This window comes from Streptomyces sp. NPDC006259 (genome assembly GCF_042870975.1).
GTDB lineage: Bacteria > Actinomycetota > Actinomycetes > Streptomycetales > Streptomycetaceae > Streptomyces.
The window spans coordinates 459183-479722 of sequence record NZ_JBIAHY010000001.1 but is presented as its reverse complement, the minus strand read 5'-3'; the positions used below and the strand labels follow the sequence as shown (position 1 = coordinate 479722).

Below are 20540 nucleotides of genomic sequence, written 5' to 3'. Positions count from 1 at the left end.
GCCCCGCATACACACCACCACCCACGTCAGGCGCTCGCCCCACCGCCAGTGTGCATCGCACCTCTCCCATGAACGGGTCCGCAACGGCCCCAGGCGGAGCAAAGGCTTCCGGCGGGCTCCGGCGCCCCCTCAGCGCCGCGTCGACAGGGCGCCGATCCGCTCGGCCCGCTCCCTGAGCCGCTCGTCCGGGTCGTCCCGCACCACGAGCAGCGCACGCCACCTCACGTCATCGTCCCGCTCCAGGGCCAGCCGCAACGCGGCCCGCCGCACATGGGCCGGCCACCGCGCGCCGACTCGCTCCACGAGCCACTCCCCGGGCATCAGCCCGGCCGACGGCAGCACCGCGAGGGTCACCTCCCGCACCACCCCCGCCGCCGGATCGTCCAGCATCGGCCACAACCGCCGTACGTCCGCCGCGTCCAGCACCCGCAGCCCGGCCACCGCCTTCGCCCGGACCCCCGCGACGGGATGCTCCAGCAAGGGCCACAACAGGGCGGCGTCCGCCCGCTCCCCGCACTCCGCCAGCCCGGCCACGGCACCCGGCGGCAGCGCGGCGTCACCCGGATCGGCGCACCGGTCCCGGTACCAGGCCGGCGGAGTGACGCCGCCCTGCCGCACCACGTACCGCGCACAGGCCCGCACCAGCCCCGACCGGTCGGCAAGGAAACCCACGGCGTCCTGCGGCCGCCCGGCCGGCCGCAGCGCGGTGACCCCGGCGGAGCGGACCCACGGACCACGCGCCGCGAGCAACGGCCCGAGCACGTCGTCATAGGCGCCGCTCTCCCGCACGGCGGCCAGGGCGGCGTCGGCGCACAGGCTCCGCACGACGGCGTCGTCGTCCCGGGCGGCGACGCGCGCCAGCTCGGCAGGGGAGAGGAGCCCCTCCTCGACGGCCATCCGGTACGCGTACCGGCGGGTGAGGCGGTCCGCGCTCCCGTACAGCGGAGCGAGCCGCTCACCGGGGGCCCCGCGGAGCAGTCCGCGGGCCAGCCGGGCGGCGAAGTCTGCGTGCTGCCGGCGCTCGACCCGCACGATCAGCGGAAGCAGGCCGACCGCCCGTTCGGCGTCGAGCAGCTCGGCCAGCCACCGGCGCGCCGACACCCGTACCGGCTCCGCCCAGTCGGCACACCGCAGCAGCAGGAGCGGCAGCAGCGCGGGACGGTCCGCGACCCGCGCCGACGCGGCCTCGCGGATCCAGCCGTCGCGGTGGCACAGGGCGAGGGCCAGCTGGGCCTCGGTGAGGACCTCGCCGGACCGCACGGCGGCGGCCAGCGCCCGCCCGCCGTCCGCCCACTGCCAGGTGGGCAGGCCACGGGCCGGAGAGAACCACTCGTCAGACCGCACCCCCTCGTCGAGCCGCGTCCAGGAATCGGGAGCACCGGCGTCGACGACCTCCCACAGCGCCGCACCCTGCGCGAGCCGTCGGGCGGCGGCCACTCCCCGCGTGCGGTCGATGGGCACGCGCCCGCCCTAGTACGGCGCCTGGAAGCGCGAGTACCCCAGCAGCAGGATCACCGCGGCCACGCAGCCCAGCACGATGGCCGTCGACGTCCAGGACGACCGGCGGGGTGTCCTCGGGCCGGGATCCGCCCGGAAGGGCTGCGGCTCGGGCGGGTTCTCCTTCCAGCGGGCGGCCAGCATGCGGGCGCGAGCCGAGGGCTCCTTGTGCTCCGCGCTGTCGGCCCACTTGATGTCGAACTCCCGCTCGGCGTCGTCCTGTTGGGACATCTCCGTCTCTCCCCGTCACCCTTGTCGAACAGCAGTGCCAGAAACCATACGACGGCGCCCCCGCCCTGAGAAACCAGGAACGGGGGCGGAGTCCGACAGGCCGACGGCCTGCGCGGGTCGATCACACGTCGAAGTACAGCTCGAACTCGTGCGGGTGCGGACGCAGCTGGAGCGGCGCGATCTCGTTGGTGCGCTTGTAGTCGATCCACGTCTCGATCAGGTCGGACGTGAACACGTCGCCGGCGAGCAGGAACTCGTGGTCGGACTCGAGACGGTCCAGAACGGCCGGCAGCGAGGTCGGGACCTGGGCGACGCCCGCGTGCTCCTCGGGAGCCAGCTCGTAGAGGTCCTTGTCGATCGGCTCGGCCGGCTCGATCTTGTTCTTGATGCCGTCCAGGCCGGCCATCAGGAGGGCGGAGAAGGCCAGGTACGGGTTGCCGGAGGAGTCGGGCGCGCGGAACTCCACACGCTTGGCCTTCGGGTTGGAGCCCGTGATCGGGATACGCATCGCGGCGGAGCGGTTGCGCTGCGAGTAGACCAGGTTGACCGGGGCCTCGAAGCCCGGGACCAGGCGGTGGTAGGAGTTCACCGTCGGGTTGGTGAAGGCCAGCAGCGACGGGGCGTGCTTGAGGATGCCGCCGATGTAGTAGCGGGCCATGTCCGACAGGCCCGCGTAACCGGCCTCGTCGTAGAAGAGCGGGGAACCGCCGGTCCACAGCGACTGGTGGACGTGCATGCCCGAACCGTTGTCACCGAAGATCGGCTTCGGCATGAAGGTCGCGGTCTTGCCGTTGCGCCAGGCGACGTTCTTCACGATGTACTTGAACAGCTGGAGGTCGTCGGCCGCGGCGAGCAGCGTGTTGAACTTGTAGTTGATCTCGGCCTGGCCGGCGGTGCCCACCTCGTGGTGCTGGCGCTCGACCTGGAGGCCGGACGCGGCCAGCTCCAGGGAGATCTCCGCACGCAGGTCGGCGAAGTGGTCGACCGGCGGGGTCGGGAAGTAGCCGCCCTTGTAGCGGACCTTGTAACCGCGGTTGTCCTCCACCGCACCGGTGTTCCAGGCGCCCGCCTCGGAGTCGATGTGGTAGAAGGACTCGTTCTCCGACGTCTTGAAGCGCACGGAGTCGAAGACGTAGAACTCGGCCTCGGGGCCGAAGTACGCGGTGTCGGCGATACCGGTCGACGCCAGGTACGCCTCGGCCTTCTTCGCGACGTTCCGCGGGTCACGGGAGTACTGCTCGCCCGTGATCGGGTCGTGGATGAAGAAGTTGATGTTCAGCGTCTTGTCGCGGCGGAACGGGTCCACACGCGCCGTCGACAGGTCGGCGCGCAGCGCCATGTCGGACTCGTGGATGGCCTGGAAGCCACGGATCGACGAGCCGTCGAACGCCAGCTCCTCGTCCGGGTCGAACGCCTCGACGGGCAGCGTGAAGTGCTGCATGACGCCCGGCAGGTCGCAGAAGCGGACGTCGACGAACTTGACGTCCTTGTCCGCGATGAACTTCTTGGCCTCGTCGGCGTTCTGGAACATCCAGCTCCTCCTACTCCCGACCGTCGAGCCGGGGTGGTAGTTCGTTCGTGCGGCCAGTGCGGTGGCACACGCTGTCGTCGACCCTAGGTACAGGTGGTTTCTCGGGCGTGACCCGTTTGTTTCGCAGAAGTTAACCAGCCCGGGATCCACCGTAACTCCGGCGTACCCCACCGTCCCGCGCCCAAAAGGGTGCGCAGTACCGTGGACGGGTGGACAACAGGCAAGCAATCGGATCGTGGCTGTCCGGGCCCCGCGCGGCCATGGAGGACGCCGGCGCCGACCTCGGATACCGGGGCGAGCAGCTGGGTCTGCCGGAGGAGGGGCCGGGCTCGATCGCCCGCCCCGGCCGCCGGCTGGGGGCACTGGCCGTGGACTGGGGACTGTGCGTCCTGATCGCATACAGCCTGATCACGCACGGCTACGGCCCGGCTACCAGCAACTGGGCCCTGCTCATCTTCCTCGTGATGAGCCTCCTCACGGTCGGCACGCTCGGCTTCACCCCCGGCAAGCGCCTCTTCCGGCTGCGCGTGGTCGAGGTGGGCACCGGCACCGTCAGCCCCCTGCGCTCGGCCGTCCGCACGGTTCTGCTCTGCCTCGCGGTCCCCGCCCTGGTCTGGGACCGCGACGGCCGCGGCCTGCACGACCGCGTCGCCCGCACGGTCGAGGTCCGCAGCTGAGATGGGCGTGACGTCGTGACGCCACGACGTCACGTGACGCACGACGAGACCTCGTGACGCCACGACGTCACGTGACGCACGACGAAGGGGGCGCCCGGAATCATCCGGGCGCCCCCTTCCTTCGTGTGCGACGGGGATCAGCGGCCCCGCTGTCCGCCCTTCGGCAGGCGCATGCCCTTGGGCATCGGGCCCTTCGGCAGCGGCATGTTGCTCATCAGGTCGCCCATGGCGCGCAGCCGGTCGTTGGTGGTGGTCACCTGGGGACCGGTCAGTACCCGCGGCAGCTTCAGCATGGTGGTCCGCAGCTTCTTCAGCTCCACCTGGCCCTCACCCGTGCCGACGAGCAGGTCGTGGACCGGGACGTCCGCGACGATGCGGTTCATCTTCTTCTTCTCGGCGGCCAGCAGGCCCTTGACCCGGTTCGGGTTGCCCTCGGCCACCAGCACGATGCCGGCCTTGCCGACCGCACGGTGCACCACGTCCTGGCTGCGGTTCATCGCCACCGCGGGGGTGGTCGTCCAGCCTCGGCCGATGTTGTCGAGCACGGCCGCGGCAGCGCCCGGCTGGCCCTCCATCTGTCCGAAGGCCGCCCGCTCGGCCCGGCGCCCGAACACGATCGCCGTCGCGAGGAAGGCGAGCAGGAAGCCCAGGATGCCGAGATAGATGGGGTGACCGATCAGGAAACCGATCGCGAGGAAGACACCGAAGGTGACGATTCCGACAGCCGCGAGTACAAGACCGATCTTCTTGTCGGCCTTGCGGGTCATCTTGTAGGTCAGGGCGATCTGCTTCAGTCGCCCGGTGTTAGCGGCGTCCGCCGCCGTGTCCTTCCTCGCCATGCCACGCAGTCTACGTGGCCCGGGGAGTGCCGACGACGGCAGTGCCCCGCAGACGGCCCGCAGACGGCCCGCAGACGGCCCGGACGACCCCCGGAGGGGAGTCCGGAGAGGAGGTCGGGGGGCGGTCAGAGACGGGCTGAGGTGACCTCTTCGAGGACGCGCTGCGCCTCGAACCGGTCCTTGGCGCGACGGCGGTCCTCCAGGACGGATGTCCAGGCGTTGCGCCGGGCGGTGCGCTGGCCGCTGCTCATGAGCAGGGACTCGACGGCGCGCAGAGCGGTGGTGAAGGACGGGATCGCGGTGGCGCGAACGGGCGCGGCCTGCATGGCGGGGGTCCCCCTCGGGAGCGGCGGGCACGGATCTACGTGGTGTGACACCAGCGTCACTGATTGGTGTTACCAGGGCATGACCGACCGGTCAAACACCGATGAAGCCTTGACGCGGGGGGCCGAAATGCTGACGCGGCCCTGACGTACGCCCTCATCAGCGAGGACGGTCAGGACCGCGTCGTATCAGCCGCTACCGGCAGGTAATCGCTTGTGCGCGAATTCACACAGAGGTTCCCGGCCCGGAGGCAAGGACCTTTGACGGAGTGTCAGACGGCCTGGACGGCCACGAACGAACCGCGCTTCTCGACGGCCATCTGGTACAGGCGCCCGGCACGGTAGGAGGACCGTACCAGCGGGCCGGACATGACGCCCGAGAAGCCGATCTGCTCGGCCTCCTCCTTCAGCTCCACGAACTCGTGCGGCTTGACCCAGCGCTCCACCGGGTGGTGGCGCACCGACGGGCGCAGGTACTGCGTGATGGTGACCAGCTCGCAGCCCGCCTCGTGCAGCTGCCTGAGCGCCTCGCTGACCTCCTCGCGGGTCTCACCCATGCCGAGGATCAGGTTGGACTTGGTCACCAGGCCGAAGTCGCGGGCCTCGGTGATGACCTTCAGGGAGCGCTCGTAGCGGAAGCCCGGACGGATGCGCTTGAAGATCCGCGGGACCGTCTCGACGTTGTGCGCGAAGACCTCGGGGCGCGAGGAGAAGACCTCGGCCAGCTGGTCCGGCATGGCGTTGAAGTCGGGCGCGAGGAGCTCGACCTTGGTGCGGCCGGCCTCGCGGTCCGCCGTCAGGGCGTGGATCTGGCGGACCGTCTCGGCGTACAGCCAGGCGCCGCCGTCCTCCAGGTCGTCGCGGGCGACGCCGGTGATGGTGGCGTAGTTCAGGTCCATGGTGACCACGGACTCGCCGACCCGCCGGGGCTCGTCACGGTCCAGCGCCTCGGGCTTGCCGGTGTCGATCTGGCAGAAGTCGCAGCGCCGCGTGCACTGGTCACCGCCGATGAGGAAGGTCGCCTCGCGGTCCTCCCAGCACTCGTAGATGTTCGGGCAGCCGGCTTCCTGGCAGACCGTGTGCAGGCCCTCGCTCTTCACGAGGTTCTGCATCTTCGTGTACTCGGGACCCATTTTCGCCCGGGTCTTGATCCACTCGGGCTTGCGCTCGATGGGGGTCTGGCTGTTACGGACCTCCAGGCGCAGCATCTTGCGTCCGTCGGGTGCGACTGCGGACACGACCGGCTCCCTGTAGCTTCGATTCTTCGGCGTACACCAGGGTACGCCCGTGTTTGTTGAGCCCTACCGGTGAGGCCAACCCGGAGACCGGGGGGACCATTCCCCCCGTGGCCGGGGACCGCCGGACTAGGCGCTCGCCTTCTCGATCTCCCGCGGCTTCGGCTCCGCGTTCTCCAGTACGTCCCGCAGGTGCCGTTCGGCGACCGGCAGCACCTCGTCGATGGTCACGTCCCGGCCCAGCTCGCCGGCCAGGGAGGTGACGCCCGCGTCGCGGATCCCGCACGGGATGATGCGGTCGAACCAGGCGTTGTCCGGGTTCACGTTCAGCGCGAAGCCGTGCATCGTGACGCCCTTGGCGACCCGGATGCCGATGGCCGCGATCTTGCGGTCCTCGCGGCGCTGGCCGGCGTTGGAGGGCGCGTACTCCGGGCCGTTCAGCCGCGGATCGAACTCCTCGTCGTGCAGCCGGGGATCGAGGTCCAGGGAGAGACCGCCGAGCGAGGGACGCTGTTCGACCGGGTCGCCCAGCACCCACACGCCGCTGCGGCCCTCGACCCGCGAGGTCTCGACGCCGAACTCCGCGCACACGCGGATCAGGGCCTCCTCCAGGCGCCGTACGTGCGCCACCACGTCCACCGGACGGGGGAGCTTCTGGATGGGATAGCCCACCAGCTGGCCCGGGCCGTGCCAGGTGATCTTGCCGCCCCGGTCCACGTCCACCACCGGGGTGCCGTCCAGGGGCCGCTCGCTGTCGACCGTGCGCCGGCCCGCCGTGTACACCGGCGGGTGCTCCAGCAGCAGCACGGTGTCGGCGACCTCGTCCGCGAACCGCGCCGCGTGCACCCGGCGCTGCTCGTCCCACGCCTGTCGGTACTCCACGGCGTCCGCTCCGAAGCCCATGCGAACGAACCGCAACTCACTCACGGCAAGCGCCTCCCTAGGCGATACGGCGATACGGCCATACGGCGATACAGCGACACGGCGCGGGCCGCGCCGGCGCCGCAGCCGACGGTGGTCTGCACGGTGTGGGCCACCCGGGCCTGCCTGTCAGGCCCTACCGCGCCCCACGCCACTGTACGTCCGCCCGTCGTGCGTCAGCCCCGCGGGCAATCCTCACACGATCGGATGAATGAACGTCGAGATGTGCGAGGGCTTGCTCACGCTCCGCTACATTCGCGCCGTTCACGAGGCCATCAGGGCTGCTCACAGCAATCAGGGCACTTCATCCGGGCACGTCAGAGGCCCGGAAGGCAGGAGACCGCACCGCAGATGACGGAACGACCCGCGCAGCGCACTCCCAACCGTCAGCTCGCCGCGCTCATCGCAGAAGCGGGCTTCTCCAACGCGGGTCTGGCCCGACGCGTCGATCAGCTCGGCCTCGAGCACGGCCTGGATCTCAGATACGACAAGACGTCCGTCACCCGATGGCTGCGCGGCCAGCAACCCCGCGGCACCACCCCGGCCCTCATCGCCGAGGTCTTCACCCGCCGACTCGGCCGCCGGCTGACCGCCCAGGACCTCGGCCTGGACGCCTGCGCCCCCGTGTACGCCGGTCTGGAGTTCGCCGGCACCCCCGAGGAGGCCGTCGAGATCGTCAGCGGGCTCTGGCGCAAGGACTCCGGCAGCCACGCCGAACTGCGCAAGATCGCCTTCACGGCGGCCGGCCTGGTCGTGCCCAGCCGGGACTGGCTGATCGGCCGGGCGGACGAGAAGGTGGCCCACGGTGATCCGGCCGGCCGGGTACCGGCCCAGGGCAGGCCGCCGGCCTCCCGCCCGGCCCACCCGAGGCCCACCGCCCAGCCCAGGACCGCACCCACGGCCGGCCTGACCGGTGGCCTGACCGGTGGCCTGCCGGGTGTGCCCCGGCAGCGCGGCACGGCCGAACGCGGTCCCGGCCAGCGGGTCACCGGCGGCGACATCTCCGCGCTCCGCTCGGTCGGCGAACTCTTCCGCACCCTCGACAACACGTACGGCGGCGGCCACGCCCGTCAGGCCCTCGTGCGCTACCTGGAGCACGAGTGCGAGCCGATGCTGCGCGGCACCTACGGCGAGCAGACCGGCCGCCGGCTGTTCGGCGCCGCCGCCGACCTCACCCGCCTCGCGGGCTGGACCTCCTTCGACATCGCCGCGCACGGCCTCGCCCAGCGGTACTTCGTCCAGGCCCTGCGCCTCTCCCAGGCCGCCGCCGACCGGGCGTACGGCTCCTACGTCCTCGTCACCATGAGCCGCCAGGCCGTCTATCTCGGGCACGGGCGGGAGGCCGTGCAGCTCGCGCGCGTGGCCCAGCAGGGCGTCGGCACCGGCTCGCCGCCCACCGTGCAGGCGCTGCTGCACGCGGCCGAAGCGCGCGGGCACGGGGTGCTCGGCGAGGTGCGGGCCTGCACCGCCTCCCTCGTCCGGGCCGAACGGGCGCTGGAGGCGGCCAAGCCGGGGGACGAGGTGCCGCTCTGGGCGCGGTCCTTCGACGAGGGACAGCTGGCCGACGAGTCCGGGCACTGCCACCGCGACCTCCAGCAGTTCCGGGCCGCCGCGCAGCACGCCGAACGCTCCCTGCAACTGCGGTCCGCCGCGGATGCGCGCAGCCGCCTGTTCTGCCGGATCGTCCTCGCCACCGCCCGCCTCGGCCTCGGGGAACTCGACCAGGCCTGCCAGATCGCCGCGGAGGCGGCGGGGCAGGCGGCGGAGATGCGTTCGGTGCGGGCGGTGGAGTACGTCCGCGACTTCGAACGCCGCCTGGAGCCGTACCGCGACGCGGCCCCGGCCAGGGTGTACCGGGACCGCGTGGCGGCGCTGGGCTGACAGCTGGGGGTGTCGCGCCCGCGCCGCCCTCTCCCGTCCCGGCCGGGTTCACGGCGAGCCGCCGCTTCTCGCCTTCGGCTTGAGCGGCCTCGTCCTCGGACTCCCCGGAGGGGGCGGGGGTCGTGCGGGGGAGGCGGAGCGCGTCCGCCGCGGCCCGTGGCGGGGACCGCGTGGCGGCGCTGGGCTGACAGCTGGGGGTGTCGCGCCCGCGCCGCCCTCTCCCGTCCCGGCCGGGGTCTCGGGGAGCCGGCGCTTCTCGCCTTCGCCTTGAACGGCCTCGTCCTCGGACTCCCCGGTGGGGGCGGGGGTCGTGCGGGGGAGGCGGAGCGCGTCCGCCGCGGCCCGTGGCGGGGACCGCGTGGCGGCGCTGGGCTGACTGCTGGGGGTGTCGCGCCCCCGCTGCTCTCTCCCGTCCTGGCCGGGTTCTCGGGGAGCCGGCGCCCTGTCCCTCGACCTCGGCCTGCGGGGGACGCGGGTCAGGCCGCCCCCTCCGGACGGGCCGAGCCGCCCCGACCTGGCCTCCGGCCGGCCGAGTCCGGTGGGCGTGGGTGGGGCGGGAGCGGAGTTCCCGGTGCGCTCAGGCCGCCCGGGGCGCCGTCCGGACCGGGTCGGCCGTGTGCAGGGACCCGGTTCCGCCCAGGTCGGAGACGATCGCCGCCGACGCCCGGTGGGCCGAGTGCAGGGCGCCCTGGACCGTGCTGGTGTCCCGGTGGTCGCCGCAGACGTACAGCCCGGCCAGCAGCCGCACCGGCCGGCGCAGGTCGTGCGGTGCCCGCATCGCCGGTACCGCCTCGGCGGTGTGGTGCACGGCCAGCGTCTCCCACCGCCCGGTCGAGGTGCCGTACAGCCGCGAGAGGTGGGTCCGGACGGCCGTGTCGATCCCGTCCGGGGGCGGACCGAGCACCGTGGAGGAGATCAGCGTGCGCCCGGCCGGCGCACGGCTCGGATCGACCCGGCTGATCACCGCCGTGTGGGCGACCGGCCCGCCGCGGTCGGCGTCCAGCAGGAGCGAGGCGCCGGTCCCCGGCGGCTCGTCGGTGGTGTGGTGCAGGACCGTGACCGGATGGAAGTCGGACACCCGCAGTCCGGGCAGCAGCTCCGCCGCGGTGCGCCCGTCGGTCGCCACCAGCACCGCTCGGCAGCGGAACTCGCCGTGCTCCGCGGTGGTCACCGAGGTCGTGGAGACCGCGGTGGCCCGCACCCCCGTGTGGACGGTCCCCGGCGGCAGCGTCCGCGCGAGCAGCTCCGGCAGGACGTCGGCCCCGCCCTCCGGCAGACAGAGCCGCCCCGCCGCGAAGGCGTGCAGCGCCAGGTCCGCGCACCGGCTGGAGGTGGTCAGGTCCGGGTCGCAGAGCAGCGCGGCGAGCAGCGGCCGCAGAAAGCCGTCGATCGTGCGGGCGGGCAGACCGCGCGCCGCGAGCGCCTCGGAGGCGGGCGCCTCCGGGCGACGCAGCAGCCGTTCGGCGGGTGTGGCCGCCAGCCGGGTGAGCGCCGCGCCGAGCCGGGCCTGGTCGACGGCGGAGCCCAGCGGCGCCCCGGCCCGCACGCGTGGCGGTGCGGCGGTCGAGCCGGTGCGCGGCCGGGGCAGTGGTCCGCTCCGGGGAGCGCCGGCGAGAGCGCGTACGGCGTGGAGTGCGCCCCTTGCGCCCCCAGCGCCGGCTTGCGCGCCCGCGCGGTGGTGCCGTCCGTCGCTGTGCAGCAGGACCCCCGGGGCGAAGGGACGCAGGGTGAGCGCGTCCAGCCCGGGGCTCAGGGCCAGTTCGGGATAGGCCGTGGACAGTAGGTGTCCGATGCGGTCGAGCCGGAAGCCGTCGACCTTCTCGGTCGCCATGCGACCGCCCACGCACGGGGCGGCCTCCAGGACCGTGGTGGTCACTCCTGCGCCGGTCAGCCGATGAGCCGCGGCGAGTCCGGCGACCCCGGCTCCCACGATGACGACGTCCGCCTGGTACGCGGGCTCAAGCACGTGCCCCTCCTCGAGGTTGCGCGGCCGGTGGAGACGTCATGCCCCCGACCGGCTTCCGGGATACCCGAGTTCGGATCGAGGGTAGGGCCGCGTTCGGCCGGGAACAGTCGCGCATGGACCGGGCACGGTCGCACGGCGGTCGCATACGGTCCCGACGGCGCCTCAGGCGGCTCTGAGGGCGTCCTCGATCCCGGGGAACGCGAAGGTGAACCCCGACTCCAGCAGTCGCTTCGGCACCACCCGCGCGCTGCCCAGCACATCCCCGGCCATCTCGCCCAGCACTCCCCGCAGCACCGCCGCCGGCACGGGGAACAGCGTCGGCCGGCGCAGCACCCGCCCCATGGCCGCCGTGATCTCACGGTTCGTCAGGGGCTCGGGTGCGGTCAGGTTGAACGGCCCGGACAGGTCGTCACGGTCCAGGAGATGCCGGATCGCGGCCACCTCGTCATGGAGCGCGATGTACGACCAGTACTGCCGCCCGTCGCCCATCCGTCCCCCGAGCCCCGCCGTGAACAGCGGGAACAACCGTCCCCAGGCGCCGCCGCCGCGCGCCACGACCAGCCCGGTCCGGGTGAGCGCCGTGCGCACCCCCGCCGCCCGCGCCGGTTCCGTCGCCGCCTCCCACTCCACGCACAGCTCCGGCAGGAAGCCCCGGCCGGCCGGGGCGCTCTCGTCGACGACCCGCTCGCCCGTCTCGCCGTAGTAGCCCATCGCGCTGCCGTTCACGAACACCCGCGGCCGCTCGTCGAGCGAGGCGACCGCCTTGGCGAGAGCGGTCGTCCCGTGCACCCGGCTGTCGTGGATCCGGCGCTTGTACGCCTCCGTCCAGCGGTGGTCGCCCACCCCCGCGCCGGCCAGGTTGACGACGGCGTCGCATCCGGCGAGCCCGGCCGTGTCCACCCGCCCGCGCTCGGGATCCCAGCGCACCTCGTCCGCCCCCCGGGGCGCGTGCCGCACCAGGCGGACCACCTCGTGCCCGTCGGCGGTCAGGGACCGCGCCAGGGCGCTGCCGATGAGACCGGACGCGCCGGCCACCGCGATTCGCGTAGGTTCCATGCGCCCATCCTGCCGTGGGCCTCGCGGAAATCCCGTCCGCGCGCCCTCGCCGTGGGGTGCCGCGACGACCCACCCGCCGACGCCCGCACACGGACGGCCCGCCCGGGACGCGGAGACGCTCGCCCTCATTGACGTACGCCGGATCCAGGGTCTCGCCGTCTCCGACGAGGCACGCGGCCGGGGTGCGGCACGCGCGCCGGCCGCGAACCCCGCCCCACGCCCTAGGAGCTGACCAGCTCGCCGGTGTCCACGGCCGCCGTCGCGGCCGCCGCCCGCTCGGCGTCCTCGGCGACCTCCGCGGCCGTCAGGACGTACCCCGTCTCGGCGTCGGAGGTGGAGCGGGCGAACACGACACCGAAGACCCGGCCGTCGGTGGTCAGCAGCGGACCGCCGGAGTTGCCGGGGCGGACCGTGGAGCGGATCGAGTAGATCTCCCGGGTGACGGTGCCGTCGTTGTAGATGTTCCGCCCGGTGGCGTCGACCCGGTTCGCCACCGTCGCCGCCTGGAGATTCAGATCGCCGTCCTGCGGATAGCCCGCGACGACCGCCGAGTCGCCGCGCGAGGCGTCGTCGTCGAACCGCAGCACGGGCGCCCGCAGTCCGGGCACGTGCAGCACGGCCACGTCCCTGTCCGGGTCGAACAGCACCACGCGCGCCTCGTACGACCGCCCCACGCCCCCGACCCGTACGGTCGGGTCGTCGATGCCCGCCACCACGTGCGCGTTGGTCATCACGTGTTCGGGCGCGTACACGAACCCGCTGCCCTCGCGGCCCCGGTCGCCGGAGACGCCCTCGATCTTCACCGTGCTCAGCCTGGCCGCGTTCGTGGCGGCCGGGGTGACGCTGTCACCGGTGGGCCTGGCGACCTCCGCCGTCGACTCGTTCTCGAACGGGTTGAAGACCTGCGGGAAACCGGCCTCCGTGAGCGCGGACGTGGCCCGCGAGAACCAGGCCGGGGTGGTGTCCGGCATCGTGTTCTGCACCGCCCCCAGCAGCCGGGAGTCCCGGATCGCCGACGTCACCACCGGCGTCGAGGACACGGCCAGCACGCTAGCCGCCACCCAGGCCACGATCAGCACCGCCACCGAGTTCGCCACCGTCCCGCCGACCCCGTCGGCCACCCGGAGCGGCCCCCGGTCCAGCTCCCGGCGCAGCCGCCCCGCCAGCCGTCCCGCCAGCTCGTGGCCCACCGCCGCCGGGACCAGCACGGTGAGCACGGCGGTGACCGTCGCCGCCGTCGTGCCCGGCGTCACCAGGCCCATCACCCACGGCAGGATCCACACGCCCGCCACCGCGCCGCCCACGAAACCGGCCAGCGAGACACAGCCGGCCACCAGTCCGCGCCGGTAGCCCGAGCCGGCGTACGCCAGGATCACCAGCACCAGCAGGATGTCGAGCAGGTCCACGGAGCCGCCTTTCTCTCGGACCCCTTAGTACGCGGGGGACGGGCCCGATGATCAGCCTCGCGCGCGTGGCCCGCCCACGACGGGCCACGCGCGCGGGTACCCCGGAAAACGTCGCACACGGTGAGGATGGTTCCACCGGGTGGCACACCACACATCGCGGGCGGAACGGAACCGTCCGACAGTGGGGTCATGCGTGCCATCCGACAGGTCCCCCTCCGCGCGCGGAGGGGGACGCGCAGGTCGGGGCGGCGGCGTGCGGCGCGGCTGCCGCGCCCGCTCCTCGTGGCCCTGGCCTGCCTGCCGGGCCTCGCCGCCGCGGCCGCCCTGCCGCTGTGCGCGGGCGGCGTCGAACGCGCCGCCACGGCGGCCCTGGCCGCCCGCGCCGTGCAGCGCGGCGCGCAGCCCCCGGCGCATCCCGCCGCCCGGCCGCGGATCGTGCCCCGCGCGGTGTGGGTGGCCGACGCCGCGCGCGCCCAGCCGCCCCCGCGCTACGACGACAAGGTCGTCGCCGTCTTCGTCCACCACACCGACTCGCCCAACGGCTACGACTGCGCCGACGCGCCCCGCATCATCCGCCACCTCTACGCGGGCCAGACCGGCGGCCGCGACTGGGACGACATCGGCTACAACTTCCTCGTCGACCGCTGCGGCACCATCTACGAGGGGCGCGCCGGCGGTGTCGACCGGTCCGTCACCGGCGCGCACACCCAGGGCTTCAACCACCGCACGACCGGCATCGCCGCCCTGGGCACGTTCACCTCCGGCGTTCCCGTCCCCCAGGCGATGGTCGACGCGATCGCGGCCCTCGCCGCCTGGAAGCTCGGCCTGGCGGACGTCGACCCGCGCGCGAGCGTCCGTCTGACCTCCAGCAACAGCGGCAGCAGGTACGCGGCGGGCGCGACGGCCGCCCTGCCCGTCCTCGCCGGCCACAAGGAGGCCTACATGACCAGCTGCCCCGGCGCGGCCCTCAGCGCCCGTCTGCCGGAGATCCGCGAGACGGCGGCCCGCCTCCAGGGCCGGACGTTCACAGGAACGCCTTAGGCGCCGTTCAGGGTTCTCCCATGCCCGCCTCCTACGGTCGTGCACCACACGAACCGACCGAGGTGGGAATCATGAACAGCACCATGAGCGGCACCACGAACACCCGCTGCGCGAACACCCCCGACGCCCCGAACGCCGCGACCGGTGGCCGGGAGCGCGCGGTGTCCGGCCTGCACCGGGCCGCCCGCAGCCCCTGGGCGGTCCTGTGCGCCGTCGCCGCGGTCGTCCTCGGCCCGGCCGCGGCCACCGCGTCCGCCCTGGAGCAGGCCAACGGGGCACCGCTGCACCACGCCGTGCGGGCCGGGCAGCAGGCGTACCTCCCGGCGGACGCGACCCGTCGCCGTACGGCCGTCTGATCCCGGACGGGCCGTTCGCGGCCCCGCGGGGGGTTCAGTCCCTGAAGCGTGTCCACAGCCGCGGATACCGCTCCGCGAGCGCCCCCTCGTCCTCGAAGTCGACCGGCGTGCCCTCGGGTTCGGCCGGGGCGGGCGCGATGCCGAGGTCCGGGGCGACGGTCCCGGTGAGCTGCTCGTAGGCCTCGTCGGCCGCGTAGCCCAGCTCCTCGCCGTCGCCGTCGATCTCCTCGTCGAACTCGTCCAGCAGATCCGCGAGCGCGTCCGGGTCGTGCACGGCACCCTCGTACGTCTCCCGGCCCTGACCGATCAGCCAGCACCGGAAGAAGTCGAAGGCGTCGTCGCTCGCCCCGTCCAGCAGCACCCAGGCGGCGCCCCACAGATCCCACGTGTAGGCCCGGTTGAAGCGGGCCTCGAAGTGACGGGCGAAGTCCAGCACCATGTCGGGGTCCAACTGGACCAGCCGCTCCACCAGCAGGTCCGCCTGCTCCTCCGGGTCGCCCTCGGCGGCCTCGCGGGTGGCGTCGACCAGTTCCCAGAACTCCGTCTCGTCCATCACGGGTCCCAGCATCGTGCCTGCAGGGGTCGGCCGCACCTGGAGTGCCGATGATCGTCAGGGCCGGTACAGCGCCGTCAGCCGGGCCGCGTCCTCGGCGAAGCGGCGGCGCAGCGGCTCCGGGGCGACCACCTCGGCCTCCGGGCCCAGCGCGGTGAGCTGGTCGTGCGCCACCTCCTCGGACTCGACGCCCAGGGTGACCGTCACCCATCCCCGCGCGTCGGGCTCCCCGGCCGTGGCGAGGGCGTCCCGCGCGGCCACCGGGTCGACGGCGTACGGCAGCCGGCGCAGCCCCGCGGGCGAGAGCCGGACGACGGCCTCGGCGCGCAGGATCGACCGGGCGAACCGCTCCGCCTGCCCCGCCCAGAAGCCGGGCAGATCGAACTCCTCGTCCCTGCCGAAACGGTCCGCGAGGGGTTGGGCGTCGGTGAAGCGGTCGATGCGGTACGTCCGGAAGGCCCCCGCCCCGGTCACCCTCGCGCACAGGTACCAGACGCCCGCCTTGAGGACGAGGCCGTACGGCTCCAGCCGCCGTACCACCTCCGTCCCGCCCCGCCGGTACCGGACCGTGAGCGGTCGGTCGTCCCACACCGCGTCCGCGATCACGGGCAGCAGCGGGGGTGTCCGCGGCTCCTGGAACCAGGCCGGCGCGTCCAGATGGAACCGCTGGGCCGCCGTCCTCGGCGCGTCCCTGAGGGACGGCATCAGGGCCGCCGACACCTTCAGGCGAGCCGCCGACGCCGCGTCCTCCAGGCCCATCTCCCTGAGCGCGCCCGGTACGCCGCTCAGGAACAGGGCCTCCGCCTCGCCGCGGGCCAGGCCGGTGAGGCGGGTGCGGTAGCCGTCGACCAGGCGGTAGCCGCCGGCCCTGCCGCGCTCGGCGTACACCGGGACGCCCGCCTCGGAGAGGGCCTGGGCGTCCCTGGTGACCGTCCGCTCCGACACCTCCAGCTCGCGCGCCAGCTCGGCCGCGGTCATGGCGGGCCGGGCCTGGAGGAGCAGGACCATCTTGATGAGCCGGGCAGCACGCATACCCGCATGATGCCGGGTGGCACCGACAGCGCACCTCGCCCGCCGCCCTGCCCCTGCCCGTCCCGTCCGTCCCGGGCCTGTGTCCCACGGGTGGGGCACAGGCCCGGGGGCCGGGGGGCGGAGCCCCTCGGGCCGGGCGGCGCGCGAAGGGGGCGCGGTGGCCGAAGCCGCCGCGCCCCCTTCGCCGGGCGAGCCCCGGGGCCTACAGCCCGTACCGCTCGCGTGCTTCCTTCACCGCCGTCGCCTTGACCTCGCCGCGGCGGGCCAGCTGGGCGAGGGCCGCGACCACGATGGACTCCGCGTCGACGCCGAAGTGGCGGCGCGCGGCGTCACGGGTGTCGGACAGACCGAACCCGTCCGCGCCCAGCGAGGAGTAGTCCTGCTCGACCCACTGCGCGATCTGGTCCGGGACCTGGCGCATGTAGTCGGAGACCGCGAGGACCGGCCCCTCGGCGCCCTGGAGCGCCTGACGGACGTACGGCAGCCGCTCCTCGCCGCGCAGCAGCGCCGCGTCGGCCTCCAGCGCGTCGCGCCGCAGCTCGGTCCAGGAGGTCGCGGACCACACGTCGGCGGCCACGCCCCAGTCCTCGGCGAGCAGCTGCTGCGCCTTCAGCGTCCAGTGGATCGCCGTACCGGAGCCCAGCAGCTGGATGCGCGGGGCGTCGGCCGCCGGGGCCAGACCGGCCGACTCCGCCGTGTTGAAGCGGTACAGGCCCTTGACGATGCCCTCGTCGATGCCGGGGACGGCCGGCTTCGCGGGCTGCGGCATCGGCTCGTTGTAGACGGTGAGGTAGTAGAAGACGTTCGGGTCCTCACCCGGCGCCGCCTCGCCGTACATCCGGCGCAGACCGTCCTTGACGATGACACCGATCTCGTACGCGAACGCCGGGTCGTACGTCAGCGCGGCCGGGTTGGTCGCCGCGATGACCGGCGAGTGGCCGTCGGCGTGCTGGAGGCCCTCGCCCGTCAGCGTGGTCCGGCCGGCCGTGGCACCGACGAGGAAGCCGCGGCCGAGCTGGTCGCCGAGCTGCCACATCTGGTCGGCCGTGCGCTGCCAGCCGAACATCGAGTAGAAGATGTAGAACGGGATCATCGCCTCACCGTGCGTGGAGTACGCGGTGGACGCGGCGATGAAGTCGGCCATCGAACCGGCCTCGGTGATCCCCTCGTTGAGGATCTGGCCGTTCGTGGCCTCCTTGTAGTACATCAGCTGGTCGCGGTCGACCGGCTCGTACGTCTGGCCCTTGGGGGAGTAGATCCCGAGCGACGGGAACAGCGACTCCATGCCGAAGGTGCGGGCCTCGTCGGGGACGATCGGCACCCAGCGCTTGCCGGTCTCCTTGTCGCGGACCAGGTCCTTGACCAGCCGGACGAAGGCCATGGTGGTGGCGACGTTCTGCGTGCCGGAGCCCTTGTCGAAGGAGGCGAACGCCTTCTCCGCCGGGGCCGGCAGCGGGGCCAGTGCGTGCGTGCGGCGGGCCGGGGCCGGGCCGCCGAGGGCCGCGCGGCGCTCCTGGAGGTAGCGGACCTCGGGGGAGTCGGCGCCCGGGTGGCCGTAGGGCACCACGCCGTCGACGAATTCGCCGTCCTTGATCGGCAGCTCCAGCAGGTCGCGCATCGCCTTGAACTCGTCCACCGAGAGCTTCTTCATCTGGTGGTTGGCGTTCTTCGACGCGAAGCCCTCACCGAGGGTGTGGCCCTTGACCGTCTGGGCCAGGATGACCGTCGGGGCGCCCTTGTGCTCGACGGCCGCCTTGTACGCCGCGTACACCTTGCGCGCCTCGTGGCCGCCTCGGGAGAGGTGGAAGCACTCGAGGATCTTGTCGTCGCTCAGCAGCTTCGCCATCTCGACGAGCGCCGGGTCGGCGCCGAAGAAGTCCTGGCGGATGTAGGCGGCGTCGCGCGTCTGGTACGTCTGCACCTGGGCGTCGGGCACCTGGCGCAGGCGGCGTACGAGCGCACCCGTGGTGTCGAGCCGGAACAGCTCGTCCCAGGCCGTGCCCCACAGCGTCTTGATGACGTTCCAGCCGGCGCCGCGGAACTGCGCCTCCAGCTCCTGCACGATCTTGAAGTTGGCGCGGACCGGGCCGTCGAGGCGCTGGAGGTTGCAGTTGATGACGAAGGTGAGGTTGTCCAGCTCCTCGCGGGCGGCGAGGGCGAGGGCCGCCGTCGACTCGGGCTCGTCCATCTCGCCGTCGCCGAGGAACGCCCAGACGTGCGAGCCGGAGACGTCCTTGATGGCGCGGTTGGTCAGGTAGCGGTTGAACCGCGCCTGGTAGATCGCGGAGAGCGGGCCGAGGCCCATCGACACCGTGGGGAACTCCCACAGCCAGGGCAGCCGCCGCGGGTGCGGGTACGAGGGCAGGCCGTTGCCGCCCGCCTCCTGGCGGAAGTTGTCCAGGTGGCCCTCGTTCAGGCGGCCGTCGAGGAAGGCGCGGGCGTAGATGCCGGGGGAGGCGTGGCCCTGGATGTAGAGCTGGTCGCCCGAGCCGTCGGCCTCCTTGCCCCGGAAGAAGTGGTTGAAGCCGGTCTCGTACAGCCAGGCCGCGGAGGCGAAGGTGGCGATGTGGCCGCCGACGCCGTGTTTCGCGCCGCGGGTCACCATGGCCGCCGCGTTCCAGCGGTTCCAGGCGGTGATCCGGGCCTCCATCGCCTCGTCACCCGGTGTGGCGGGCTCGGCGGCGGTGGGGATGGTGTTGACGTAGTCCGTCTCGAGCAGCTTGGGCAGCGCGATGCCGTTGCCCTCGGCACGCTCCAGGGTGCGCCGCATCAGGTATGCGGCACGGTGCGGCCCGGCCGCCTGGGCGACCGCGTCCAGCGAGGCCTGCCATTCGGCGGTCTCCTCCGGGTCCCGGTCGGGGAGCTGGTCGAGCGCGCTCGGCTGGATGGCGTGGGGGTCGGTCATGTCGCCGCCTTCCTCAGTCGAAGGGGTTCCCTCATCGGCAGGGGTTCGGGGGGTGCCCTTTGTCTTTGGCAGGACAGGGCGGTGGGGCTCTGATGCGGCGTCGTGGTACGACACCGCGGCGCGGCCCGTCGGCGACTGTAACCCCCTGATCGATGATCGATCAAAGGGTTGAGGACGAAAACCTCTTGATCACGAGAAAGTAGGCACGCGGTGTCTTGGGCAAAGGCACCGCGTGCCTCGTTTTCGACAGGTTTTCGCAGGTCGGCGACGTATGAGCGAGCCCGCGCTCAGCGGCTCGGGCGCGCTCGGCACGACGACCACCGTCAGGCCCGCGGCGCGCAGCCCAGCACATGCGCCTTCACGATCTCCGCGATCCGCGGATCCTGCCGCTTGAAGGCCGCCACCAGCTCGTCGTGCTCCTCCGCGTAGGACTGCTGCACCGTGCCCAGCCAGCGGATCGACAGCGCCGTGAACACCTCGATGCCGAGCCCCTCCCAGGTGTGCAGCAGCACGGAGTTGCCGGCCGCGCGGACCAGCTCGCGGTGGAAGCCCACCGTGTGCCGCACCTGGCCGGTCCCGTCCGACGCCCGGTCCGCCTCGTACAGCGCGGCCACATGCGGCTCCAGGGCCGAGCAGTCCTCGGCCAGCCGCCGCGCCGCCAGCTCCGCGGCGATCGCCTCCAGACCGGCCCGGACCGGATAGCTCTCCTCCAGGTCGGCCGCGGTCAGGTTCCGCACCCGTACGCCCTTGTTCGGCGCGGACTCGATCAGCCGCAGCGACTCCAGTTCGCGCAGCGCCTCCCGCACCGGCGTCTGGCTGACCTCCAGCTCGGTGGCGATCCGCCGCTCCACGATCCGCTCGCCCGGCTTCCAGCGCCCGCTGACGATCCCCTCCACGATGTGCTCGCGGATCTGCTCGCGCAGCGAGTGGACGACGGGCGCGGTCATGAGGGCTCCTTAGGGAGGGGCCGCCCATCGGCCCCCGGCACGTTCGACGTTTAGACAATAAGGCCGGTTCGCTCCCCGGGTGGAGTGCGCGGGCGTGCTGCGGCGCAGGTGAGACGAGACTTACACGTTCATTACGTCGGGCC

The 20540-nt window shown here is 73.1% G+C and carries 18 protein-coding genes; 4 read left to right on the top strand and 14 right to left on the bottom strand.

The features are described 5' to 3' along the window. Positions 1–129 precede the first annotated feature (129 nt). From ACFYO5_RS02140 to glnA, 3 genes are all read right to left on the bottom strand, one after another. Entirely contained in the window at positions 130–1461 is a 1332-nt protein-coding gene (locus ACFYO5_RS02140; RefSeq protein ID WP_388703143.1) for a hypothetical protein, read from the bottom strand. A gap of 9 nt (positions 1462–1470) precedes the next feature. Beyond that, positions 1471–1728 (bottom strand): hypothetical protein, encoded by a 258-nt coding sequence (locus tag ACFYO5_RS02135; RefSeq protein WP_356559118.1) that lies wholly within the window; start codon positions 1726–1728, stop codon positions 1471–1473. Between the two features lie 121 nt (positions 1729–1849). Beyond that, a complete protein-coding gene (gene glnA / locus ACFYO5_RS02130) occupies positions 1850–3259 on the bottom strand; it encodes a type I glutamate--ammonia ligase (protein WP_388703140.1) in 1410 nt (469 codons plus the stop codon). A gap of 209 nt (positions 3260–3468) precedes the next feature. Between glnA and ACFYO5_RS02125 the strand changes: the two genes are divergently transcribed. Next, entirely contained in the window at positions 3469–3936 is a 468-nt protein-coding gene (locus ACFYO5_RS02125; protein ID WP_388703137.1) for an RDD family protein, read from the top strand. Between the two features lie 137 nt (positions 3937–4073). Here ACFYO5_RS02125 and ACFYO5_RS02120 read toward each other — a convergent pair whose 3' ends face one another. The 4 genes from ACFYO5_RS02120 to lipB all read right to left on the bottom strand — a co-directional run bounded on the left by ACFYO5_RS02120 (position 4074) and on the right by lipB (position 7260). Continuing rightward, complete coding sequence (locus tag ACFYO5_RS02120; protein ID WP_356559112.1) at positions 4074–4775, bottom strand: DUF4191 domain-containing protein; 702 nt, start codon at positions 4773–4775, stop codon at positions 4074–4076. Between the two features lie 125 nt (positions 4776–4900). Continuing rightward, entirely contained in the window at positions 4901–5101 is a 201-nt protein-coding gene (locus ACFYO5_RS02115) for a hypothetical protein (RefSeq protein ID WP_356559110.1), read from the bottom strand. Between the two features lie 269 nt (positions 5102–5370). Then, on the bottom strand, positions 5371–6336 hold the full coding sequence (gene lipA, locus ACFYO5_RS02110; RefSeq protein WP_388703134.1) for a lipoyl synthase: 966 nt from the start codon (positions 6334–6336) through the stop codon (positions 5371–5373). Positions 6337–6462: 126 nt separating this feature from the next. Further along, positions 6463–7260, bottom strand: a complete 798-nt coding sequence (gene lipB, locus ACFYO5_RS02105) for a lipoyl(octanoyl) transferase LipB (RefSeq protein ID WP_356559106.1) — start codon at positions 7258–7260, stop codon at positions 6463–6465. A 345-nt stretch (positions 7261–7605) separates the two neighbouring features. On the opposite strand from lipB, the gene ACFYO5_RS02100 reads away from it, so the two are divergent. Then, a complete protein-coding gene (locus tag ACFYO5_RS02100; protein ID WP_388703130.1) occupies positions 7606–9135 on the top strand; it encodes a regulator in 1530 nt (509 codons plus the stop codon). 577 nt (positions 9136–9712) lie between these two features. Here ACFYO5_RS02100 and ACFYO5_RS02095 read toward each other — a convergent pair. The 3 genes from ACFYO5_RS02095 to ACFYO5_RS02085 all read right to left on the bottom strand — a co-directional run bounded on the left by ACFYO5_RS02095 (position 9713) and on the right by ACFYO5_RS02085 (position 13563). Continuing rightward, positions 9713–11101, bottom strand: coding sequence for an NAD(P)/FAD-dependent oxidoreductase (locus tag ACFYO5_RS02095; RefSeq protein WP_388703127.1), 1389 nt, complete (start codon positions 11099–11101; stop codon positions 9713–9715). A gap of 162 nt (positions 11102–11263) precedes the next feature. Next, positions 11264–12157 (bottom strand): TIGR01777 family oxidoreductase, encoded by an 894-nt coding sequence (locus ACFYO5_RS02090; protein WP_356559100.1) that lies wholly within the window; start codon positions 12155–12157, stop codon positions 11264–11266. A 221-nt stretch (positions 12158–12378) separates the two neighbouring features. Continuing rightward, on the bottom strand, positions 12379–13563 hold the full coding sequence (locus ACFYO5_RS02085; RefSeq protein ID WP_388703124.1) for a MarP family serine protease: 1185 nt from the start codon (positions 13561–13563) through the stop codon (positions 12379–12381). A 189-nt stretch (positions 13564–13752) separates the two neighbouring features. On the opposite strand from ACFYO5_RS02085, the gene ACFYO5_RS02080 reads away from it, so the two are divergent. Both ACFYO5_RS02080 and ACFYO5_RS02075 read left to right on the top strand, forming a co-directional pair. Further along, positions 13753–14604 (top strand): peptidoglycan recognition protein, encoded by an 852-nt coding sequence (locus tag ACFYO5_RS02080; protein ID WP_388703121.1) that lies wholly within the window; start codon positions 13753–13755, stop codon positions 14602–14604. An 83-nt stretch (positions 14605–14687) separates the two neighbouring features. Next, on the top strand, positions 14688–14960 hold the full coding sequence (locus ACFYO5_RS02075; protein ID WP_388704693.1) for a hypothetical protein: 273 nt from the start codon (positions 14688–14690) through the stop codon (positions 14958–14960). 34 nt (positions 14961–14994) lie between these two features. On the opposite strand, the gene ACFYO5_RS02070 is transcribed toward ACFYO5_RS02075, so the two are convergent. The 4 genes from ACFYO5_RS02070 to ACFYO5_RS02055 form a co-directional block, all read right to left on the bottom strand. After that, complete coding sequence (locus tag ACFYO5_RS02070) at positions 14995–15513, bottom strand: DUF4240 domain-containing protein (protein ID WP_356560028.1); 519 nt, start codon at positions 15511–15513, stop codon at positions 14995–14997. Between the two features lie 57 nt (positions 15514–15570). Beyond that, positions 15571–16545 carry a helix-turn-helix transcriptional regulator gene (locus ACFYO5_RS02065; protein WP_388703118.1) on the bottom strand — a complete coding sequence of 325 codons (975 nt, stop codon included), beginning with the start codon at positions 16543–16545 and terminating at the stop codon, positions 15571–15573. Between the two features lie 202 nt (positions 16546–16747). After that, on the bottom strand, positions 16748–19450 hold the full coding sequence (gene aceE / locus ACFYO5_RS02060) for a pyruvate dehydrogenase (acetyl-transferring), homodimeric type (RefSeq protein WP_388703116.1): 2703 nt from the start codon (positions 19448–19450) through the stop codon (positions 16748–16750). 323 nt (positions 19451–19773) lie between these two features. Further along, entirely contained in the window at positions 19774–20397 is a 624-nt protein-coding gene (locus ACFYO5_RS02055) for a GntR family transcriptional regulator (RefSeq protein ID WP_356559092.1), read from the bottom strand. Positions 20398–20540: the final 143 nt, after the last annotated feature.